Source organism: Streptomyces sp. NPDC051776 (assembly GCF_040681345.1).
Classification (GTDB): domain Bacteria; phylum Actinomycetota; class Actinomycetes; order Streptomycetales; family Streptomycetaceae; genus Streptomyces.
Map to the genome: position 1 here is coordinate 1 of NZ_JBFAYQ010000065.1, position 21,512 is coordinate 21,512.

The 21,512-nt window shown below is 70.3% G+C and carries 16 protein-coding genes; 6 read left to right on the plus strand and 10 right to left on the minus strand.

Annotated features, from left to right (window positions below):
* Window positions 1–33: 33 nt before the first annotated feature.
* The 3 genes from AB0M26_RS29070 to AB0M26_RS29080 form a co-directional block, all read right to left on the minus strand.
* Entirely contained in the window at window positions 34–1,608 is a 1,575-nt protein-coding gene (locus AB0M26_RS29070) for a hypothetical protein (RefSeq protein WP_365265578.1), read from the minus strand.
* 906 nt (window positions 1,609–2,514) lie between these two features.
* Complete coding sequence (locus AB0M26_RS29075) at window positions 2,515–3,387, minus strand: hypothetical protein (protein WP_365265580.1); 873 nt, start codon at window positions 3,385–3,387, stop codon at window positions 2,515–2,517.
* A gap of 263 nt (window positions 3,388–3,650) precedes the next feature.
* A complete protein-coding gene (locus tag AB0M26_RS29080) occupies window positions 3,651–4,763 on the minus strand; it encodes a TniQ family protein (RefSeq protein ID WP_365265582.1) in 1,113 nt (370 codons plus the stop codon).
* 252 nt (window positions 4,764–5,015) lie between these two features.
* On the opposite strand from AB0M26_RS29080, the gene AB0M26_RS29085 reads away from it, so the two are divergent.
* Window positions 5,016–7,400, plus strand: a complete 2,385-nt coding sequence (locus tag AB0M26_RS29085; protein WP_365265584.1) for a Helicase associated domain protein — start codon at window positions 5,016–5,018, stop codon at window positions 7,398–7,400.
* A gap of 29 nt (window positions 7,401–7,429) precedes the next feature.
* Here AB0M26_RS29085 and AB0M26_RS29090 read toward each other — a convergent pair whose 3' ends face one another.
* The 5 genes from AB0M26_RS29090 to AB0M26_RS29110 form a co-directional block, all read right to left on the minus strand.
* Window positions 7,430–8,467 carry an AAA family ATPase gene (locus tag AB0M26_RS29090; protein WP_365265586.1) on the minus strand — a complete coding sequence of 346 codons (1,038 nt, stop codon included), beginning with the start codon at window positions 8,465–8,467 and terminating at the stop codon, window positions 7,430–7,432.
* A gap of 48 nt (window positions 8,468–8,515) precedes the next feature.
* On the minus strand, window positions 8,516–10,927 hold the full coding sequence (locus tag AB0M26_RS29095) for a hypothetical protein (protein ID WP_365265588.1): 2,412 nt from the start codon (window positions 10,925–10,927) through the stop codon (window positions 8,516–8,518).
* Window positions 10,927–11,691, minus strand: coding sequence for a TnsA-like heteromeric transposase endonuclease subunit (locus AB0M26_RS29100; RefSeq protein WP_365265590.1), 765 nt, complete (start codon window positions 11,689–11,691; stop codon window positions 10,927–10,929). Before AB0M26_RS29100 ends, AB0M26_RS29095 begins: the two co-directional genes overlap by 1 nt.
* A gap of 405 nt (window positions 11,692–12,096) precedes the next feature.
* Entirely contained in the window at window positions 12,097–12,654 is a 558-nt protein-coding gene (locus AB0M26_RS29105) for an XRE family transcriptional regulator (protein WP_365265592.1), read from the minus strand.
* Between the two features lie 14 nt (window positions 12,655–12,668).
* Window positions 12,669–14,918 carry a helix-turn-helix domain-containing protein gene (locus AB0M26_RS29110; protein WP_365265594.1) on the minus strand — a complete coding sequence of 750 codons (2,250 nt, stop codon included), beginning with the start codon at window positions 14,916–14,918 and terminating at the stop codon, window positions 12,669–12,671.
* A 189-nt stretch (window positions 14,919–15,107) separates the two neighbouring features.
* Here AB0M26_RS29110 and AB0M26_RS29115 point away from each other — a divergent pair, with 189 nt between their 5' ends.
* Together AB0M26_RS29115 and AB0M26_RS29120 are read left to right on the plus strand one after the other, a co-directional pair.
* Window positions 15,108–17,540, plus strand: a complete 2,433-nt coding sequence (locus AB0M26_RS29115) for a Helicase associated domain protein (protein WP_365265596.1) — start codon at window positions 15,108–15,110, stop codon at window positions 17,538–17,540.
* A 139-nt stretch (window positions 17,541–17,679) separates the two neighbouring features.
* Window positions 17,680–17,811, plus strand: coding sequence for a hypothetical protein (locus AB0M26_RS29120; protein WP_365265598.1), 132 nt, complete (start codon window positions 17,680–17,682; stop codon window positions 17,809–17,811).
* 10 nt (window positions 17,812–17,821) lie between these two features.
* Here the strand turns inward: AB0M26_RS29120 and AB0M26_RS29125 are convergent, their stop codons facing one another.
* Both AB0M26_RS29125 and AB0M26_RS29130 read right to left on the minus strand, forming a co-directional pair.
* Complete coding sequence (locus AB0M26_RS29125) at window positions 17,822–18,067, minus strand: hypothetical protein (RefSeq protein WP_282698101.1); 246 nt, start codon at window positions 18,065–18,067, stop codon at window positions 17,822–17,824.
* A 209-nt stretch (window positions 18,068–18,276) separates the two neighbouring features.
* A complete protein-coding gene (locus AB0M26_RS29130) occupies window positions 18,277–18,705 on the minus strand; it encodes a hypothetical protein (protein WP_365265600.1) in 429 nt (142 codons plus the stop codon).
* Between the two features lie 401 nt (window positions 18,706–19,106).
* Here AB0M26_RS29130 and AB0M26_RS29135 point away from each other — a divergent pair, with 401 nt between their 5' ends.
* From AB0M26_RS29135 to AB0M26_RS29145, 3 genes are all read left to right on the plus strand, one after another.
* Complete coding sequence (locus AB0M26_RS29135) at window positions 19,107–19,910, plus strand: helix-turn-helix transcriptional regulator (protein WP_365265602.1); 804 nt, start codon at window positions 19,107–19,109, stop codon at window positions 19,908–19,910.
* A 16-nt stretch (window positions 19,911–19,926) separates the two neighbouring features.
* The gene (locus tag AB0M26_RS29140; RefSeq protein WP_365265603.1) at window positions 19,927–21,114 is read left to right on the plus strand and encodes a M20/M25/M40 family metallo-hydrolase; all 1,188 of its coding nucleotides are present in this window, start codon (window positions 19,927–19,929) and stop codon (window positions 21,112–21,114) included.
* Window positions 21,115–21,252: 138 nt separating this feature from the next.
* Entirely contained in the window at window positions 21,253–21,423 is a 171-nt protein-coding gene (locus AB0M26_RS29145; RefSeq protein WP_365265605.1) for a hypothetical protein, read from the plus strand.
* Window positions 21,424–21,512: the final 89 nt, after the last annotated feature.

The window sequence follows — 21,512 nt, forward strand, 5'->3', positions numbered from 1 at the left end:
AAACAGGATCAGGCTGCCCATCAAGATCAGCACTCATGTCCACCGTGACTGTCGCCAACCCCCACCTTCGTGCTCATGCAGAGAGTCGTCCAACACCTCTACCCGGCTGCCGTCCTCCACGGTGAGGTCCGAGCCGCTGTTGGGGTTGTGGCAGTTGTTGTTCTGCCGGCCTTCTTGGGCGGTGTTCTGTTGCTGCACATTGGCGATCGTGCCGCTACCGCCTTCGGTGCGGGCACCGGCGCTCTTGACGAAGGTATGTGTACTGAACGAGTGGTCCTTGTTCCCGCACCGCGCTGCTACCCGGCTGCCGTCCTCCACCGTGAGGTTCGAGTCGCTGTTGGGGTTGTGGCAGTTGTTGTTCTGCCGGCCTTCCTGGGCAATGTTCTGCTGCTCCACATCGACGGCGTCGTCGGTGGTGGAGCCGCCTCCGGTACGGGCGCCGCCGCTCTTGATCCACGTGTGTTTGCTGAAGGAGTGGTCCTTGTTCCCGCAACGGCCCTCTACCCGGCTGCCGTCACTCACGTCGGGGCTCGAGTCGTTGTTGGGGTTGTGGCAGTTGTTGTTCTGCCGGCCTTCCTGGGCGGTGCTCTGCTGCTGCACATCGGAGTCCACACCTGTGGTGGAGCCGCCGTTGGCTCGTGCGCCGGCGCTCTTGATCCACGTGTGCTTGCTGAAAGAGTGGTCCTTGTTCCCGCAACGGCCCTCTGCCCGGCCGCCGCCACTCACGGTGAGGCCCGAGTTGCTGTTGGGGTTGTGGCAGTTGTTGTTCTGCCGGCCTTCCTGGGCGATGTTCTGCTGCTCCACCTCGGAGAGCGTCGCTGCGGTGGAGCCGCCTCCGGTGCGCGCGCCGCCGCTCTTGACCCACGCGTGTCTGCTGAAGGAGTGGTCCTTGTTCCCGCAGCGGAACGCCGCCCGGCCCCCCTCGCTCAGGTCGATGTCCGAGTCGTTGTTGGGGTTGTTGCAGTTGTTGTTCTGCCGCCCCTCTTGCGCCACATTCTGCTGGAACACGTCGTCGCTGGTGGCGGAGCCGCCTTCGGCTCGTGCGCCACCGCCTTTAACGAACGTGTGTGTGGTGAAGGAGTGGTCCTGGTCGGTGCAGCGGCCCTGTAGCCGGCTGCTGTCCAGGGTGATGGCCGAGGCGTTGGGGTTGTGGCAGTTGTTGTTCTGCCGGCCGCGCTGGGCGATGTTCTGCTCGGTCAGGTCCAGGGCTGATGTGCCGCCCTGGGCGTGGGCAGGGCCGCCCTGGATGCGGGAGAACGCGGTCAGAGAACCATCGGCGGTCACACACCGCCCCGTTGCCCGGCTGCCGGTGAGCGAGATCTCCTCATCCTGCATGTTGGGGTTGTTGCAGTTGTTGTTCTGCCGCGCGGACTGCGCGACGTTCTGCGAGAAGACATCCGCGCCGGTAGAGGATCCACCCTCCGCCCGAGCCTTCGCCCTCCCCCCGCCCCCATGAGCGGGGCCGTGGCCCTTGCCGACAGCCTTCGCCTTCCCCGCCCCGTGGGTGGGGCCGGTCTCGGCGAACGCTGTCCCGGAGCCTGCCGCTCCGGCCCATCCGCTGACTGCCAGGACCAGCATGGTGGCTGTCGCGATCTTGTGTGCCCGCACCCGGGTGCCTCCCTTGCGCCTATATGTGACGACCCAATGCCGTCTCCTTTCTGAACTTCACGGTGTTCCTTCCGTTATGGGCGCGTGGTGTTCCTCACCCCAACGGCCTCACCTGTGCAGTTCTGCGCCTGATCGTGGTTGCCAGGCGCCTGCTGGTGAATTCTGAGCTCCGGAGGAATTCAAAAGATTTGTCGGAGTTGGTGAAGCCCGTTGACAAGGCAGCGCTCTGGCCCCGATCGCCTGCTCGGGGCCAGAGCGCTGTTTTATCCGGCGTTTCCCACGTTTCCCTCTCTGACAGCCCGTCCGGTTCTGGTAGAAGATCGCGTTCACGACTTCCCGCAGGTCACAGGAGCCCGGATCCCCCGTCGCCGATCCACGCCGTGGATCCGTCCAAACGTACAGATCCGCTTCTTCGAGTGGGGTTGGCGGTATGCCGCCGCCCCCCTTGGTTGGAGGTGTTCCGTTTTCAGCAGGGGGCGGCCGTACAGACCTCGGCATGGCGAAAGGGCCTGTGTCCCGATCGGCTGCTCGGGACACAGGCCCTGGGGCCAGCCGGTGGCGGGTGCGCCCCACTGGCTGGGGTCTTGGGCGGTTTCCCCGCGAAGACGTTGGGTTCCGTTCAACGAGGGGTCCCGGGCGGGGTTTCACCTCGTTAGGCCGTTCGTGGGCCTCCGGTGCTATGCCTGTGCGCGGGCCCCGGCGTGAACCGGCCGGCCGCCTCGAAGCGCCGGGAGCACGAAGCCACCGCGAGGCCGGAAGACGAGCTGCCGGCTGGGATCAGCTGGTGGTGCTGCTGGGCGGTGAGCGCTTGTTCCCTTGAGTAGGGGGCCGGCATGCCGCTGCCCGCTGCTGAAGGCTTTCAGTAGCGGGCAGCGGTGGTGGCTGGATCACGGCGCGCCGTGGTGGTTACCGGTAGTCCGAGCCGATGTTGGTGGAGCGGTCGGTGGCGACGCACTTGGTCTGCGAGCGGCTGCTGGTGGTGGTGAGGGTGAGGTTGTTGGGGTTGTTGCAGTTGTTGTTCTGTCGGCCTTCTTGGGCGGTGTTCTGCTGGTTGATACCTGCGCCGGTGCTGGAGCCGCCTTCGGCGCGGGCACCGCCGCCCTTGGTGAAGGTTTTGTGGTTGAAGGAGAAGTCCTTGTTTCCGCAGCGTCCTTCCACTCGGCCCCCGGTCACGGTGAGGGTCGCGTCGCTGTTGCGGCTGTTGCAGTTGTTGTTCTGCCGGCCTTCTTGGGCGGTGTTCCGCTGGGCCACATCCGTGCTTGCGCTGCCGCCTTCGGCTCGGGCGCCGCCGCCCTTGATCCACGTGTGTTTGCTGAAGGAGGCGTCCTTGTTCCCGCAACGGCCCTGCACCCGGCTTCCGGTCACATTAAGGGCACCAAGGTTCTCGTTGCTGTTGTTGCAGTTGTTGTTCTGACGGCCTTCTTGGGCGATGTTCTGGGTGGTCACGTCCTCTGTTGTGCTGGAGCCGCCTTCGGCTCGGGCGCCGCCGCCCTTGATCCACGTGTGTTTGCTGAAGGAGGCGTCCTTGTTCCCGCAACGGCCCTGCACCCGGCTTCCGGTCACATTAAGGGCACCAAGGTTCTCGTTGCTGTTGTTGCAGTTGTTGTTCTGACGGCCTTCTTGGGCGATGTTCTGGGTGGTCACGTCCTCTGTTGTGCTGGAGCCGCCTTCGGCTCGGGCGCCGCCGCCCTTGATCCACGTGTGTTTGCTGAAGGAGTGGTCCTTGTTCCCGCACCGGCTGGTCTCACGGCCACCATCGATCACGTCGGTATCGGGCACGTTGAAGTTGGCGCAGTTGTTGTTCTGCCGCCTGTCAGTTATCTGTGAAGTTACGACATCAGCAGCTCTGTGAGCTGGGGTGTTGTTGGTAGGCGGAGAGGTTGGTGAGAGGTCGCTGTCAGGTGGGTGATCAGGTGGTATAGGCGTTTGTCGATGATTCAGTGTGCGCCTGTATCGCGGTGACCTGCGATGTTGTGAATGCACTTGGGATGTCGTAACTGCACAGATAATTTCTTGGCATCTGGGAGCTGGCCGGGCCGGGGTCAGGCTCGGCCGGTGAGGGTCCATCCGCCGGGTGCGGGGGAGAGGCTGGAGCCCAGGAGCTCACCGATCTGCCAGGGGAGGCAGGACAGTTCGGGCAGTGTGGTGTCGGTGGGCTGGGTGGTGTGGGGGTGGGGGAGGGGGAGGCGGCGGTAGCGGCCGCGTGCCGGACGAGGGCTTGTCTGCCGGGGTGCGGGGTCGGGGTCCTGGTGGCGTGCGGCCCACAGGAGTACGGGCTGGATTGCGAGGTCGGCGGGCATCCGCCAGTCCTCGAGGAAGCCGGCGACGTGGTGGAGCCACAGGCCGGCCTGGGTGGGGGTGAGGGTGCCGCGCAGGCGTCGACGTTCGCGGGCGGCCATGGCTTCGGCCAGGTGTACGGCTTCGGGGTAGAGGACGAGCGGGGCGCAGCGGACATCGTCTGCTCCGGCCGGACCGATGTGGTTCTGGCGCTTGCGCCAGGCGGGTGGGGAGAGTGCGGGCAGGTTCCACCAGTAGGCGGCGATGGCGTAGGCGTCGGCGAACAGGACGCGCCCGGATTCACCCAGGCGGCGTTCCAGGGTCAGCTGGCGCTGGTGGGCTTGGATGATCTCGGGCAGGGTGTGCAGGGGGATGGAGGCGGCGTGTTCCTCGCGGCGGTTGTCCAGCCAGCGGTGGTGGCGGGTGCAGACCTGCCAGGTGGTGGGTGAGATCAGGTAGGCGTTCTCGGCGGTGCCTTTGGTGTGAGCGCACAGTTCGCAGGCGCGTACCAGGTAGCCGGAGGTGGCGTCCCAGGGCCAGCGCCACACCGGGCCGGGGCCGGTGTCCAGCAGGCGGTGGGCACGCAGGTTGGGCAGGGGCCACTGCAAAGTGGCGGTGTCGCGTCCGGTCAGCCCTGCCAGGCGGTCGAGGGCTGCGGCGTTGAGGTAGGCCTCGGAGTAGCGGGGGTCGAAGATCTGGTCGCCGTCGCCGACCAGTGGCCAGAACTCCTCGGGCTGAAGGCCGTTTTCCGCGGCAAGGCGCCGGGCGAAGGAGCCGGTGGACTCCCCGGCGATGAACCGGACCTGTCGCGGCAGCGCCCGGGCGGGCCGCCAGCTGGTGCGTGTGCGGGTCCTTTTCTTGCGCGGGGCCTTCGGCATGGCCGTGTGTGTCCTTCCTCATCGAACGTCCGTGGTCGTCGGTGCGGCGGTCCGCTGCGGCGGCTTGTGTCTTCTTCTTACCGGGGCGGCTGCACGTGGCGCCTTCGGCGCTCTACGAAGGCCAAGTGGCACCGGGAGCCACCGGAGTTGGCCGATTCTCGGCGCTGTTGCGTTGTCGGGCTTGTACAGTTCCCGCGCGCGGATCACCTGATGATCGGCGCATTGTGTCCCCGCAAGGAAGTCCGGCCGCTCGTGTCCGACACCGAACAGATGGCCATGAAGCTCTTCCCGCACCAGGTTCAGGCCCTGGCTGCGATCCGGCGTGCGGTGCGGCGGGGTGAGCGGCGGATGACAGTGGTGGCCGCGTGCGGTACGGGTAAGACGCTGATCGCCTGCCGGGCCGCCGAGCAGGTGGCCCCATCGGGTGCGGTGCTGGTGTTGATGCCCACGCTCGCGCTGGTCACCCAGACCGTCTCCCGGTGGCGGCAGGCCGGGTACCAGGGGCTGGCGCTGGGGGTGTGTTCGCTACCGCAGTCCCGCAGCGGCCTGCCCCCTTCTGAGGCGGTGATGACGAACGACCCCCTGCGTGTGGCGATGGCGCTGACTGCCGGCGATCCGCTGGCGGTCTTCGCCACCTACGACTCGCTGCATGTGATCATCCGGGCGTATGAGCTGTTCGCGCTGCCGTCGTGGGACCTGGTCATCGCCGATGAGGCGCACCGTACGTGTATGGGGGTGGGGGAGGGCTGGGGCAAGGTCCACGATGACGGTCTCGTGCCGGCCAAGGTGCGTCTGTACATGACGGCGACGCCGAGGATCTGGAACGGCCAGGCGCCACAGGAGCTGGCGGAGTTCGTGGAGCGGGCGCCGACGGCCACGATGGACCGTGAGGACGTCTTCGGGCCCACCGTCTACACCCTCGGTCTGGCCAAGGCGATCGAGGAGGGGATCCTGGCCGACTACCAGGTCCTCATGCCCGTCGTCAGTGACAGTGACCTGCATACGATCCTGGCCGAGCGGCGCCCTGCCACCAGCGCCCATCACGACGGGCTGCGCACAGCCGCGATCCAGGTGGCGGTGGTGCGGGCGATGGCCGAGCACAATCTGCGGCGTGTGCTGGTCTTCCACAACCGGGTGGATGCCGCGCACCACTTCGCCGCCACGCTGCCCGCCACTGCCGCCGCTGTGCCTGCGCCGCTGCGCATCGAGAAGCTGTGGGCGTATGCCATCGACGGCGAGCAGGACCCCGCCTACCGCCGGGGTGTGCTGGCCGCCTTCGGCGAGGAGGTGATCGAGAAGGCCGTGCTGTGCAATGTGCGGGTGCTCAACGAAGGCGTCGACATGCCCGCGGTCGACGCGGTGGTGTTCGCCGATCCCCGCTACAGCGTGATCGATGCGATCCAGGCGATCGGCCGGGCCCTGCGCCAGCCGCCGGGCAGCGGCAAGATCGCCACCCTGGTCATCCCGGTCTACCTGCCCGACGGCACTTCGCCGGGCAAGCTGCTGAAGAACTCCTCCTTCGGCGCCCTGTGGTCGATCCTGCAGGCCCTGCGCGCCCATGACGACTCCTACCTGGACCGGATCGCCCTGCCTGAACGCCGCCCCAGCGGGCGGGTGCTGGGCCGCCGCCTGCACTACAGCCAGCCGGAGCGCGCCGCGGAACTCGCCGCCGCCCTGGGCCTTCAGATCACGCTGCCCGCCACCGGCACCTGGGAGGAGGCCCTGCGCGCCGCCACCCGCTACGCCACCAAGCACCGGCATCTGGACGTGCCGGAGCCCTTCGTCGACGACGAAGGCTTCGCGCTGGGGGAGTGGATCGTCAACCAGCGCCTGCGCTATCTCCTGGGCCGCATCCCGGCAGACCAGATACGCGCGCTGAAGCGGCTGGGCATGCTGTGGACACCGCCCGAGCACACCTTCGAGCGCATGCTCACCCACGCGCGGGCTTACGCCGATGAGCACGGGCACTTGGCCGCCCCGACAACCGCCACCGTCGGCGGCCACCGCGTCGGCACCTGGCTTGCCGGCTGCCGCGCCCGGGCCAAAGCCGGCACCCTCCCGGACGAACAGGAGCGGGCCCTGCGCGCGATCGACTCGTGGTGGAACCCGCCCTTCCCGCTGACCTGGCGGCGCACCTACGCGGCCGCCAAGGCGCATGTGGAGGCCGGCGGCAGCGTGGATGTGCCCGGCGACTTCCGCACCGCCGATGGTGTGCCACTGGGCCAGTGGCTCAGTCGCCAGCGCAACCACTGGGGTGACCTTGACGCCACCCAGGCCCAGTTGCTCCTCGAACTCGGAGCCACGCCCGACGTGGACAGTCTGTACCCCGGACCCTTCCTCACGCCTGAGCGGCAGGAGTTCCGCCGCGGCCTGATCGCCGCGGCCAACTACCTCGCCCGCGAGGGGAACCTGCTGGTGCCGCGGGCGCACGTCGAGGAAACCTGGATCGGCCCCGTCCGCCTCGGCGCCTTCATCCACAAGCACCGCCGCTCCCCGCAAAAGCTCACCGAAGCCGAGCGGACGGCCCTCCAGACGCTCCGCATGGTGTGGGACGTCTCGCTCGCCCGTACCAGTCGGCGCGGCACCGGGCGACGGCGCCTGCCACCGCCTGCGGACGGCACCGGAAGCCAGGGGTGAAACCGGCCGGTGCCCGCGCCCACTACCCGTCACAAGGTGATGCTGCGCCCCAGGTGAAGCGAGTCCAGCAGTTCTTCAGTGATGCGTTCGGTCTTCGTCAGCATGGCCTGCTGAGCGGCCTGGCAGACCAGGTGGGACAGGGCCCGCAGGTATCCCTTGCTCCGTTTGTGCAGATAGGGGGCGAGGTGGGTCAGCTCGCCCAGGGTGTGGTGGTGCAGACGCAAGTCCCGGTCGAAGACGTCGACGATCTGTGTGAACTCCGCCCGTTCTTCGTCGCTGAACCCGATGCGTCGGGTGCGCAGGACCATGTGGTCCCCCCACGGTTCCTCGCCCCCCTCGAGCGGGGTTTCCCGGTCCCGGGTCATCGGGTCCACGACGGATCGGGCGCCGCGCCCGCAGTAGACGAAGGTCGCCCCGGTCTGCTCACTGATGTACTCGAGGTAGTCGAAGGTCTGCTCGGTGTCTGTTCCGGGCCGCAGGTGCTGGATGCCGTCGACGAGGACCAGCAGCGTGCCGCTGGCGCGCATGACGTGGCAGATGGAGCGGGTGGGGTCGGATCCGCCGTCGCGCTCCAGCCCGAGGAAGGCGGCGAACGCGGCCGGCCAGTTCCTTGCGCCCCCGCGGCCCGGGGCGGGCACGCTGAGAGTGATCACCGGGATCCGGTTGTCGTCCGGCGCATACAGGCGCTGGATCTTGTGTTCGTAGTGCAGGCCGATGGCTTGCAGCAGCACGGTCTTGCCGGTGCCGCGGGGGCCTTCGACGATGATGCCGATCCGGCCGTGGGTGCGCTGGCGGTTGGCCCGGATCTGCTGGTGGACCACGGGCAGGGCCCGGCTGATGGCGGGGGTGCGGACCATGCGCATCTGGCCGTGGTAGAGCAGGCGGGGGTCGCTGTCAGTGATGTCGCTGCCCAGGGGCGCGCAGTCGGCCAGGTCCGGCGGCTGCGGGCGGTGGGCGGCGAACGTCTTCCACGCCTGCCGGGTGTCCAGCCACCTGGGGGCGGGCGGGGCCAGGAGCGGGGCCGCAGCCAACGTGGGCAGGTCGATGGCGTCGGTGTCGGGCTTCATAGGTCCGTCCAACTCGTCCGGGAGCACAGGGCGAAAAGCGGGTGTCGGTCAGCTGCCGCCGTCGTCGTCCAGCGGCGGCAGGGGTGTGATGGCGGGCAGGCCCTTCCAGTACCAGTCGGTGAAGTCCTCCCCGCCGCTCGCGGGGGCGACGAGGTCCGCCTCGCTGCCCGGGGACTTCGGGCCCGCGGGCAGCGGCGGGCCATGTGGCGTGGTGAGCTGCTCCCATGTGTCGGCAGCAGGCCAGTCGCCGGCCGGTTGCGCGGGGGAGGGGACGGTGGCGTACATGCCGATGTCGTCCAGCTCATCGAGGCTGCCCAGGGGCTTAAGACCCGACAGGTCCACCGGCGCGGCTCCGGCGTACGGGTCGAACGGCGCGGGCGTGGGGAGGGGCAGGTGGGGGCCGTAGCCGTCGGGGACGGCGACCGTGCCCGGCTCATCGGGGCCGCGCCCGGCCCGCTCCAGCAGCTCCGCCAGGGCCTGCGCGATCGCCTCCTCATCCTCCCTGCGGCCGCCGCGCTCGACGTGCTCGGTGGTGGCCACGTCCCACAGGTACTGCGTCCACGGCGCGCCGATCAGGTGCTGGTGGACGAAGGTGGCCTCCACCCACATGTCGCGCTGGTGGTCGCGCAGCCACACCCGCTCCGGGGTGTAGGGGTTGTAGCGCAGCTCCCATCCTCCGCGTTTCTTGCCCCGCAGCCCCGAGGGCTGGTACCGGTACGGGTTCAACCCCTCGTCGGGACCCTTCGCGGGATGGTCGTAGGTGCGGTTCTTGAAGCGGATGCCCTGGTCGGTGACGCCGACCCAGGCGGTGGGCAGCAGCCGCAGGTAGTCCTCCTCGCCCAGGGGGATCGGCAGGTAGCCTGCGGTCTGCACGCACGCCGCATACATCTGGTTCGGCGTCAGCGGGGGAAGATTCGGGTCGTAGGGGCTGCGCAGCTCTTCGTGCGGATGGTTCTGCCAGCCCAGGGCGATCCACTCCTGCAGCAGGTCGTCGAGCTGTTGAAGCGTCCACAGCCGCTGGCCGTCCACCACCGCGGCGCGGCGGGTGAAGTCGCGCCCGGTGTAGGTGTTCACCCACTGGCTGAACATGGACTTGATGGAGGCGAAGGTGCGCTCGACGATCGCCTTGTCGGTGGGGGTGCGCCGCCGGGCCGGGCGTACCGAGATCCCCAGCCAGGCGCAGGCGTCGAAGAAGGTCCGCCCGGCGAACACCGTGCCGTGGTCGATCACGATCAGATCCGGCACGATGACCGGTCGGCTGGCCGCCTGCGCGAACCGCGCATCCGCGGCGACGAGTTCGTCGTAGGGAAGGTGCGAGGCGCTGGCGTGTGTCAGCGGGCTGAAGCCGGGCCGCATCGGGGCGGGGGTCAGGGCCTGGGCGAGCAGCAGGGAGGCGTCCACGGCTTTGGTGGCCCGCCCGGTGCTGCGCTGCGCGCAGATCAGCCCCGGCCGCGCCTGTGCTCCCCGGCGTCGGCGGCGGGACGTCTTGGGGCGCACCACGGCGGCGATGATGCTGCGGGTGGCGACATCCACGGCAGCGGTCAGCTCGACCGCGGCCGGCAGGCCGTCGTCGCCGAGGACCTTCACGTCCAGATCGGTGGAGTCGATCTGCACCACCTCACCCGGGGCGATCGCCTGTGTCACCGTGAACGGCGGGGCGGGCCGGCCCGCCGACCGCTTGTGCCGGCCGCTCGGCCCATCGAGGCGCCTGGCGTCGATGCCGAGGCGCTCGAGCAGCTTGTACAAGGTGGAGTCGGCCGGCACCTTCACCCCCGCCCCGTACCGCGCACGGGCAGCGCGCCGCAGCTGGGTGAACAGCTTCGCCGCGTTGCCCGGCGGCGCGGTGCGTCCGGCCTCGACCAGCTCCAGCAGCAGGTCCACCACCCGGATGTCGGTGCGCCCGTACAGTGTCGTTCTGCGGGTGCGGCGCTTGTCGACCAGTCCCCAGGCGCCTTCCGCCTTGTACTTCAGCCGCTTGGTCTGCACGGTCTGCCACGACACCTTCCATCCCAGCACGGCGCTCAGTTCGGCGGCCTTGGCCTGGTAGCGCTGGATGAGCGTGGTGCACCGCGGGTCGTATCCCTCGCGCGGCGGGGCGCCTTCCGGCACCCCGGGCAGTAGCCCGGTGTCGACCTCGATGACGTGGCGCTCCCAGATCCGTGCCTCGCGGGCCGCTTCCTCGCTGATGCCCTCCAGCAGTGCCCAGTCCGGCATCACTGTGTGCTTCACCGGTCGGCCCGCCCCGTCCAGGACCGCGAAGTCCTCCGCTGCGGCCAGCGCCGCGAGCAGCACGGCCGCCGGGGGCTGCGGGCTGTCGGCCTGCGGGGCCAGGTGCACGGTCACCCCCGACAGGGCGGTGACGGTGTAGCGGCCGCCGTGCCACTGCACGCTGTCGCCAGGGGCCAGGACCCCGCGCCGCGCGTGCCGCGTCACCGGCGGCTTGGTGGCCACCGCGGTCATCACAGGTCCTCGGCTTGGTAGGGCTGGCGCATCGCCTGCGGCTCGCTTCCCACCGGCCCCACCAGCGAGTCCGGCCCCAGCGGCACGCTCCAGTCGATGCCCAGCCGCCGGTGCCACAGCATGTGGTACAGGCGGGGAAGTGCCGTCAGCGTCGGCAGCCCCGCCGCCGTGATGCCCTGAAGCAGCGGGCGCGGAGAGGTAAACGCCGCCTGCAGTTCCTGCTCCACTGCCGCATCGCCGTTGCGCGGATGCCGGTAGCGCGCCACCCACCGCACATTGGCCAGCGCCACCGGGCCGGGCGGCCGCGGCGGCGCCCCCAGCTCCCAGCCCGCCTCCTGGCACACCTCACGCAGCACCGTCAGCTGCCGCTCGTAGCGGGCGCTGGGCCCGGTCGCCGGGGGACAGGCCACCACGGCCAGCGCGCCGGAGGCGGTGCGCACGAAGAAGTCCGGCACCAGACTCCTCTCTCGGCCCCCCTCCCGCCACTCAAGCCGCGCCGACCAGGCCTGGAAGTCCACCACCTGCGGGTGGAAGTCCAGCAGCATCGCCACGGTCAGCCGCTCGAGCGACCGGCACCCCACGAGCCGGCCGGTGGTGGCCGACCACCACCAGGTGGCGATGCTGCGCTGGGAGGGGTGCCGAGACGGTGCCCACACCGCCTCACGTCGCGTCAGTGGCACATCGGCCGCCTGGGCAGCGGGAACCTTCACCGTGCGCCCTACGGCATCCCGGTGGACCACCACGACGTCCTTGGTCACGCCCATGCCCCTCCACCCATGTCCGTGACCGGGCAGCTAGGCACCCCTGGTTCACGGCCGCACGGTCATCCGCAAGCGGCACGCAGGCTACGCCGCCCCGTCACAGCAGCGACTGGTTTCGGTCAACAGACCTCCTCACCAAGCCAGTTCTGCCCACCGGCGGTCCTGCACCGTCCCGGTCCTGCGGGGGCGTTGGGCGGCGTGCTGGCGAGGCAGCGTGTCCTTGCTGCCAAGTTCTGGGGAGCGGCGGGCGCCGGATGCACCACCTGCCCATTGCTGGATGAACACCTGTTCTGGCTGGCGAGGTTCAAGACGTCAGAGTCGCAGACCTGCTGAAGGCGCATGGAAGGCAAGCTGGCTGGCTATGTCCCAGGCCAACAACTGGTCGGGCGCTGTGGGGCTAGGGCGCGCTTACAGCTCGAACTGGAGGTCTACCAGGTCGGTGAGCTCCACTTCGAGGCCGTGGGCGCGGCGGCCGTTGTCGCGGAAGTACACCTCGCCCAAGGCCTCGGCGGCGATCTCGCGGAGCCCGTCCTCGCTGACGCCGGCCTCCTGGGCCTGAAGGAGACGGGCGGCGTGGCGGGGCGGCAGCGCGAGGGTGAGGTGACGCACGCGGGCCTGGTCGGTGCTGCCGGGGGCGGCGGTGTAGCCGAACCTCGCCTGGACATCGATCATGATGCCGCCGGTGGTGGCCGCGGCCTGCTTCGCCCGGGCGCGGACCTGGGGCTGCCAGCGGGCGCGGACCTCACGCTCGAGGCGGTCGGCGAGCTGTGGCCGGGGGGTTTTGATCTTGTTCTTCACGTACCGCTCGACGGTGCGCTGGCTGATGCCGAGCAGTTCGGCGACCGGCTTCGTCCGGCCTCCGTTCCTCTTGACGAGGTAGCGCATCTGCGCCCCGGCCGACTTGGGAACGGGTCGGGTAAACGCGCCCTGCACCGCCCTGTCGAGTTCTTCCGCGACCGTGACCATCGCCCCGTATCCCCCTACTCTCCGGTGTCCCTGGCGGCGTGCTCGCCGGTCTTGATATAGCGGGCGAGGTTGGCGACACGGCCGTCGGCGCTGAGCTGCTCGAGCACGTCCGCCCCCCACAGCACGCTCTGGGTGCCCTCGTGCTTGACCATCCCGGGCGAGACCCCCAGCCGGAACGAGCCCGGCACCGTCGTGCCGTCGGCGCCGTAGGGCAGGACATCCAGCGGGCTGGGTCCGTCGGCGGCGTACACGGCGCAGTCCGACAGGACCGCGACCGGGTAGCGGCCGGTGGCCGCCGCCAGGTTGAGCATCTTGCGGTGCATGTTGATCCGGGCCCGGGAGATGACGGCCGCGCGGATGTCCGGCCGCCAGGTCGGCCGGGCGAGAGCGGGCCAGGACTGCCCCGGCTTCCAGCCGCCACCGCGCGCCTTCTCCTGCAGCTTGCCGATGCCACCCTTGACGGTCATCTTGATCGCGTCCAGGACGATTCCCATCTCCGCATCACGGCTGCGGTAGCCGTCCATCGCCTTCAGGAACTCGTGAGGGGTCAGGTTCTCCGTGACGCCGAGGTCCGCCATGGTGGCGACGTAGGCGTCGCGCAGCCGCTTGTACCAGCCGTCCAGGAACCGGCCGGCCTCCGGCCGTACCCAGGCCTCAAGCGGGGTGACGTCGTAGCCGAGCTCCACGGCGTACGCCACCGTGGGGGTGGCGTACCAGGCCGGGCCCTGGGGACGTTCGCCGGTCGGGGTGAACGGGCTGGGCAGCAACGCGCCGTCGAGCTCACGCCATTGCTTTGCGACCTTCACACGGCCAAGGTCGACGTGGGAAAGGTCGACCAGCCAGGAACCGGGCAGCGCCGCATCGAAGATGGGGTTGGTGACGTGCACGGGCGGCGATGCCAGGCCCACGAGGGCGCCGTTGGCGGCCGCGCCGAAGGCCAGGTTCACGTCGATGCCGACCAGGTAGCGCTGCATGCACTCGCTGTCGGTCAGATCCCGCGCCCAGTCGTAGGCCTCCTCGAACAGCTTCTCGCCGGGGCCGCGCACGTGGAACCGGGGCAGGTCGGCCAGGACGGGGTGTCCGTCGGTCGCCTCGCACGGCGCCGGGTCCATCGGCTCCGTACCCAGCGACCCGGGCCGGTGCTCGCGGTGCCGCTGGCCGTCGGCGTCCGGGTCGCTCGCGCGGGTCGGCGGGCCCAGCGCGGTCATCAGCTCAAGTCCGGTGACGGCGGCGGAGCCGACAGGCGTCATCACCCGCATCGCGTACACGCCCAGCACGCGGGCGAGCTGCGCCGGCTCCAGCTGCGCGGCATGGCCCCAGGCGCGGTCATCAAGAGCGCGCCACGAGGGGATGCACAGCTGCACGCAACGCCGTCGGCCGCCCTGGGCGGGGCGGTAGATCCGCGCCCACGGCCCGAACCCGCGCTTGGTGAGCTGCCAGTTGGCACGCTTCAGCTGCTTGATGACCTTGTGCCCGTCCCCGAGCCGCCCGGCGAGCCGCTCCTCCTGCGACAGCGCAGCCGGCAGTCCGTACCGCTCGCACGCGGCCGGCGTGAGGACCAGCAGAGGGTCGGCGTCCTTCCCGCAGCCGTGCAGCCTCGCAGCCCCCAGCTGCGCCTCGGTCAGCGTCCACTCGACCAGGGCAGGCAGGGACGTGGCGGGTACGTCCAGGAGGAGGCCGCCGATGCCGTAGCCGGTCACCTCCCGGTCGGCGCCGGCGTCGAGGACGAGCAGCGGACCGTGCGCGTACGCGCCGCCGGGCGCGGGGTTGTTCGCCCGGGCGGCCTTCTTCCCCCCTGGGCGGCGAGATGTCTGCGACGGGCGGGCGGTACGCGCCACACGTGACGCGGCAGCCGGTGCAGGAACAGCGGTGCGGGCAGCGGGAGGGGTGCTGCCGGACGCGGTCTGGTCCGCCGCCTTGGTCTCCCCGCCCGTGGGCACGGGCGCCGCCGTGGGCGCCGGTCCGGTAAACGTTTCCGGCACAGCGCTGTCCTCCTGCGGTGCGCCGACGCTCTCGGCGGCGGGGGCCGGGTAGAGCTGCGCGAGCTGCTCCAGCAGGCGCGCGTACGCCTCCCGCTGCGGCGGCCGCGGCTCGGTCCTGCCCGACTCCCAGTCGCCGACGGTCGCGCGCCGCACGCCCAGAGCGGCGGCCACTTCATCAAGGGTGAGCGCATGGGCCTGACGCAGCCGCTTGCGCTGCGCCGGCGGCGGCAGCGCAGACCGCGACGCCACCAGCGCATCAACGGCGTCGAACAACTCGGACATGAGATACCTCCGCTCGCACCCTAGCCCATGAAACGAACTTATCGCGTACCTTTCACGTCCATTTTCCGCGCATCGAGCGTACGAAGGGAGTTGGGAGTGGTATGGTGCCCGCCTGGAAGCTCCCGCTACGGCCTCACCGCCCCGGCCTGCCCGGGGGCGCCGTCCCGCTTCGGACCGAGGAAGACCTGCATGACCGTGGCTGCTGTTGCCGCATCCGGCCGGCCTGAGAAGCGGCCGCTGTTCGCCGACCAGATCCAGGCCGTTCAGCGGCTGGTGCGGCATCTGCGGCGTGCGGGTACGCGCGGGCTGTACGTATCGGCGACAGGGACCGGCAAAACCCTGGTGTCCATCCGGGTGGCGGACGAACTCGGCGCACGCCTGGTGCTGTTCGTGGTGCCCACCCTGGACCTGGCGGCGCAGACGGCGCTGGCCTGGCGCCGGGACGGGCACGCCGAGCACATGGTGATCGTCTCCTCCCTGGATGCCGCGGGCCGGGACGATCTGCTGGCCGCCCGCGTCATGTCGACCACCGACCCGCACGCGCTGGCCGCGCTGATGTCGGTGGTGGGGGAGAGGGAGGACCAGATTCCGGCGCTGACGGTGATCTGCACCTACGACTCCCTGGACAAGATCGAACAAACCCAGAGCACGAAGTACGCGGTGCCGCCGTTCGATCTGGCGGTCATGGACGAGGCGCACCGGATCGCCGGCCGCGCCGACAAGAAGTGGGCCATCGTCAACGACGCGAAGCGGATCCATGCGGAGCGCCGCCTCTACATGACGGCCACCCCGCGCATCTTCGCCGCGCCGGAACTGGCCGAGTCCGCCGACACCACTCGCCCGCGCCGCCGCCGCGCCACGGCAGTGGCCGCAGACGCGTTCGCCAATTCCATGGACAACGAGGCCGTCTACGGCCCGAAGGTCTTCGAGTACCCGCTCGCCCAGGCAGTCGAGGACGGCCGCGCCGCGGACTACCGCATCGTGGTGCCCACTCTCACCGACGCCGACCTGCGCCGCCGCCTGAACCTCCCCACCCCCGCCACTAACCGCAGCACCGCCGAGGACAACAAAGACGACGGTGCGCTGCGCACCACCGCCCTGAACCTCGCGGTGCTGCGCGCCATGACCGAGCACGGTCTGAAGAAGGTGCTGGTCTACTTCAACCTCGTCTCCGACGCTCGCCGCTTCGCCCGCGAACTGCCCCACACCTTGCGCCTGCTCCGCCACACGGACCCCGACCTGTGCCCCGATATCACACCGCAGCTGTTCTTCGCCCACGGCGAGCACACCCCGGCCCAGCGCGCCGACATCTTCGCCGACTTCCGCGCCGCCGACTGCGCGGTCCTGGCCAACTCCCGCCTGATCGCCGAAGGCGTCGACATTCCCAGCGTCGACGCCGTCGTCTTCGCCGACCCCACCCGCAGCGTCATCCGCTGCGTCCAGGCCCTCGGCCGCGCCCTGCGCCTGGACGTCTCCGGCAAAACCGCCTCACTGATCGTCCCCGTCTACGTCCCGCCCGGTGCGGAGCCCGAGAACATCCTCGGCACCGCCTACGAACCCGTCTGGGCGATCGCCACGGCACTGGCCAGCCACGACCACCGCATCCTGGAGCGCCTGCCCGACAAGGCCAACCGCCTGCCCAAGGAGACCAGCGACGTGATCGAACGCCGCTGGCACTTCGACTTCACCGTCCACCCCGAGCGCATCGCCCGCGCCATGGACCTGGCATCCTTCGACCCCCGCGACCGGGCTGTCTCCCGCACCCGCCGCCTCGGCCTTGCCGCCGCCCAGTCCTACCACGACGAACACGGCCACCTCGACGTCCCCACCGACTACACCGACCCCACCGGCTACGCGCTCGGCACCTTCATCACCACCATGCGCGACGCCCGCACAGCCGGCCGCCTGGAAGCAGACTGGATCGCCGAACTCGACGCCCTCGGCATGATCTGGGACAAGCACGACGCCGCCTGGCGCGCCCGCCTGGCCGCCGCAGCCGACTACCTGCGAACCCACGGCCACATCGCCGCCCCCGCCACCACCCCCGTCGGCGCCTGGCTCGCCGAACAACGCCACCTCGCCGCCAAAAATCAGCTCGATCCGGCCCGCGCCGACGCCCTGACCGCCCTCGCCCACGACTGGCGCCTGCCCCACGGCGCGGATTGGCACCGCAAGTACCACCTGCTGCGCGCCCATCTCGCCGGCGGCGCCGACCTCGCCGCCCTCACCCACGACACCCTCCTGCAAGGTGTGAAGATCGGCTCCTGGCTGCACCGCCAACTCACCACCTGGCACGCCCTCCACCGCAGCCAGCAGCAGATGCTGACCTCCCTCGGCCTGACCCCCGCCAGCAACCCGCTCGCCCCGGCGCGCCGCACCCGCCGCACCTTCGAACAGACCGTCCAACTCCTGGAACTCTTCCTTCACCGCGAAGGCCGCGCGCCGACCGCCCGTGAAGAGATCACCGTCGACGGCGAGCGCGTCAAGATCGGCCCGTGGCTCGCCAAGACCCGCACCAAACAACGCGCCGGCCAACTAGCCCCCGAGCAGGAAGCCCTGGTCTCCTCCCTGTTCGACGGCGACTGGACCGATGACACCGCCCCGCCCGCCTCCCTCGGGTAGCGCGGAGCCGCCCCACCGGGCAGGCCGTCATGAAGGCAACCGTTCATTGAGAGGAAGGCCAAGGAGCCCGCACATGTAGCAGGCCCGCCAGATCCCGGTCCACGGCACACATGCACGCCTCCGGCGGCCTGCCAGAGGAGTGGAACAGCGCGTCGCCGAAGCAGCGCGCGAACTGGGCATCGACCACACCGAGGACGTCCGGCACCCCGGCCGGGCCGCCTGGAACAAGATTCGCGGCAACCAGGACGACTGCACGGCCACAGGGACTTGACAGCGGAGACTCACGGCCCGACTGGGCGGTCGAACCCCGGCCCGGCTGGGCCGTCGTATGCCCGGATGACCAGGTGGCGCCCCGGGCAGGCGTCTTCCACGCGTCGGCAGTGGGCCACCACGGCTCCCAGCGAACCGCCACGGCCGGTTCCGAACCCCATCAACTCGCCGGTGTCGGCGTCGTGGATCCGATAGTGGATGTCCTGGCTGATGGGCTTCACCTCCGCCAGGGGCACGCCGTTCCAGGTATCGGCCACGGCCACATCTCCTTCTTCGCCTCGGCGGCTGTTGCCCGTTCCGAAATCCATTCTGCCGACCAGCGCTGCCACGCGAAGAAGACCCCTGCCGGGTAGAGGCGGGCCTGTGGAGGCACATCCCCGGCAGCTCTGTGGAGTTGGCCGTCCCTGTTCGGCCCGCATCCAGCCCCGCGGCCCGCCAACTGACAACGGCCTTCGGTGTCTTCCCGTCAGTCGCGCTTCGGGTTCGTGCTTCTGGGTGAGATGTCGTGGTGGAGGGCGTCGATCTTCGCCCAGAGTGCGTCGCCCAGGTCTCGGACCTCGTCGGTGTAGTCGATCCCGCATTCCCGGGCCGCCTCCCGAACTCGGGCTACCTTCTCTGCCTCGGTGAGGGTGTCGGGGTCCCTGCGGGTGGCGAGGACGTCGTCGATGAGCGGGCCGAAGGTCCCGAATCGCTCAGCGCTCGACTGCTGTCTTTGCGCCGCTTCCTGGAGGAGCTGACGCTTGAGCTGTCCGTCGCGTGCCTGTCGCGCGGCGGCTTGCTGGACGTAGGTTTCGACGGAAACGTTGAGCTCGGCTGCGCGCTCGCTGATGAGCGCATGCTCTTCCGGCGAGAAGGTCACCACGACTTCGAGGTCCGAAGGCTCCGTGTCGGTCATGGCGCCCATGATGGCCCCCAGCTCTGACAGTTCCGGGGTTCGGCCCCCGTTGATCCCGTCCCGTGTCCCACGGGCAACGGCAGCAGGGTCATGACCAGGCTGGGCCAGTTCGCCGCCCAGTACGCCCTGGTTCGCGAGGCACGGGGCAGCACACGACAGACAGCACCGGCCAGCTCGCCGGGCAGGCCGGGCCCGGAGGGAGCGACGTCAGCGGCGTACCGGGCGGCGGCCCGCAACCTTGGCGGGCGGCGACCGCGCCGGTCATACCGCGGCACGCCCAGCAGGTCGAGGACTACCACCGCCTCATGATTACCTGAGCATCTGCCCGCCTCGGCACGGACCGCAGACCGCCAGGACCGCCTCGTCGCTGGACTGCCCCCGGTGGGGAAGACTGCGGACACATGCCGACTCAAGGGGAGGGGGCGGTGTTCGTGGCCGCGGCAAGTAGCGGGGATTCGGCGCTCAAGCGGGCCCGGAACGCACGGAACATGACGCTGGAGGAGGCCGCCGACGCGCTGAACGCGATCACGGGCGGGGCGACGGACGCGAGCCTGATGAGCGCGTGGGAGTCCGGTCGGCGCCGTACGGGCAAGCGGAACCGTGCGGGCCTGTGCCAGCTGTACCGCGAGCACCCGGAGGTGCTGTTCGCGCATCAGGATGGGGAGGCCACCAGCGTGCTGGAGACCTCCGGCACGGCCGTGGTGGTCAAGGTGCTCACCCGCTGGACGGACCTGGTCGAGGCGATGGTCGACGTCGTCGCCGGGGCGCGGGAGCAGCTGGTCGTCATCGGCTCCCGGTCGCGGGAGAAGGCGTATCTGGCGGCGATCGAGACGGCTGTGGCCCAGCACCCGGACCTGGTCCACTACCGGGTGCTGTACGGGCCCCCGCGGCACCGGGCACTCGCCGACCACCTGCTGCGGCTGCTGGAGCTGCGCGATCCGTCCGCGCGCCACAACGGGGTCAAGACGCTGCACATCGGGATGGTGGAGCCGACGGAGGCGCTGGAGCGGTTCTTCGTCGCGTCGGAGACCGCTGCGGTGGTGCCGCTGCCGTCGTTTCACGGGGCGGAGGGGTTCGACTGCGGCGTCTTACTCGGTCGCGAGGCGGCGGTGGGTCTGGTCCACCATGGGCGGGAGGCGTGCGCCTCGGCGCGGCCGGTGGAGACGATCGAGGCCGTCCGCGCGCTGCCGGTGCGGCACAACTAGGGGGCGAGGGAGAAGCGTGATCGAGGACCTTCAGCAGGCCAAGGCCCGTACGGCGTCCGTGGTCGAGCTGGCGAGCGAGCTGATCCGGCGGCCGAGCCGGGGCGGGATCGACGACTACGGGCCCGTCCTGGGCGTGCTGGAGGACTGGCTAACCGCTCGTGAGCTGCCGCACCGCCGCTTGCACGACGGTGCTGGCGAGTTGGTGGGGCTGCTGGTGGAGATCCCCGGCGGCCGGCCGGGCTCCTGGTGGACGCTGGACGCGTGCGTGGACACCGCCCCGTACGGCGACGAGACCGCCTGGTCCTTCCCCCCGGCTTGCGGCGACATCGTGGACGGCTGGCTGCGCGGCCGGGGGGCGGCCGATTCCAAGCTCGCTGCGGCGATGTTCTGCCACATCGCCGCCGACCTCGCCCCCCGCGCCGAGACGCTATGCGGCGGGCTCGCCGTGCTCTTGGACGTCGACGAGCACACGGGTGGCTTCGGCGGTGCCCGCGCCTACCTCGCCGATCCTGCCGCGGCCCGCCCGGCCGGGGTGATGATCGGTTACCCCGGTATGGACGAGGTGGTGGTCGGCGGCCGGGGCCTGTGGCGGGCGTCGATCGCCGTGCACGCCCCCTCCGGGCACTCCGGGTCCAGCAAGACCGTCATCGGCGCCATCACCCGGGCCGCTCACCTCGTACGGCTCCTGGACGCGGCCGAACTTCCCGGCGTGGTGGAGGGCGCGGGGTTCCCGCTGCCGCCGAAGCTGTCGGTGACCTCCTTCCACGGCGGCCAGGGCTTCTCCGTCACCCCGGACCGGGTCGACATCAACGTCGACGTGCGCACCACCCCGGCCTTCGACGCCCACGACGCCGAGACGCTGGTGCGCAAGGCCGTCGCCGAGCTCGACGCGGAGCTGCCCGCCCCGATGCCCACGGAGGTCACCCCGGTCGCTACGTGGCCGCCGTTCCGCCTGGCCGAGGACGAGCAGCCCGCCGCCGCCCTTCTGGGCGCCACCGCCGAGGCGGGGCTCACAGTCCGGTCGAAGACCGCGGGTCCGTCGAACATCGGCAACCTGCTCGCTGGCGAGGGCATCGCGGCCACGGCGGGCTTCGGGGTGCCGTACGAGGGGCTGCACGGCATCGACGAGCGCGCCCACCTGGCCGAGTTGCCGCAGGTCTACGCGGTGTACCAGCGGGCCGTCCTCGGCCTCCTGGGCGGCTGACGTCCCAACAGCGTCCCAACTTCCTCCCAAATCCGCTCCCAGCAAGTCCCCATCTTCGTCTCTGGGAACGGATCTTCGATCGCGGTGGCATAGAGGCAGCACCACTTCCACATTCACCGAGAACAAGGGAGGCCGGTCATGGCCGAGCGGACCATCGTCACCACCCAGCCCGCCGTCGAGGACACCGCCGTCGTGGCGCCGAGCACGGGCGGCTTCGCGCCGCAGGTCAGTACCCACCCGGTGGCGACCCTGACCCTGGGCCGTCAGACGTTCAACGACTCGGACAAGTCCAACTACTTCGAGGGCTGAGACGCCTGGACACCACCGAGCACCCTGGGGGCCGGCCGCTGCGGCGGTGCAGCCGCACGGTGTCGACGAAGGCCGCCCCGCGGGGGGGC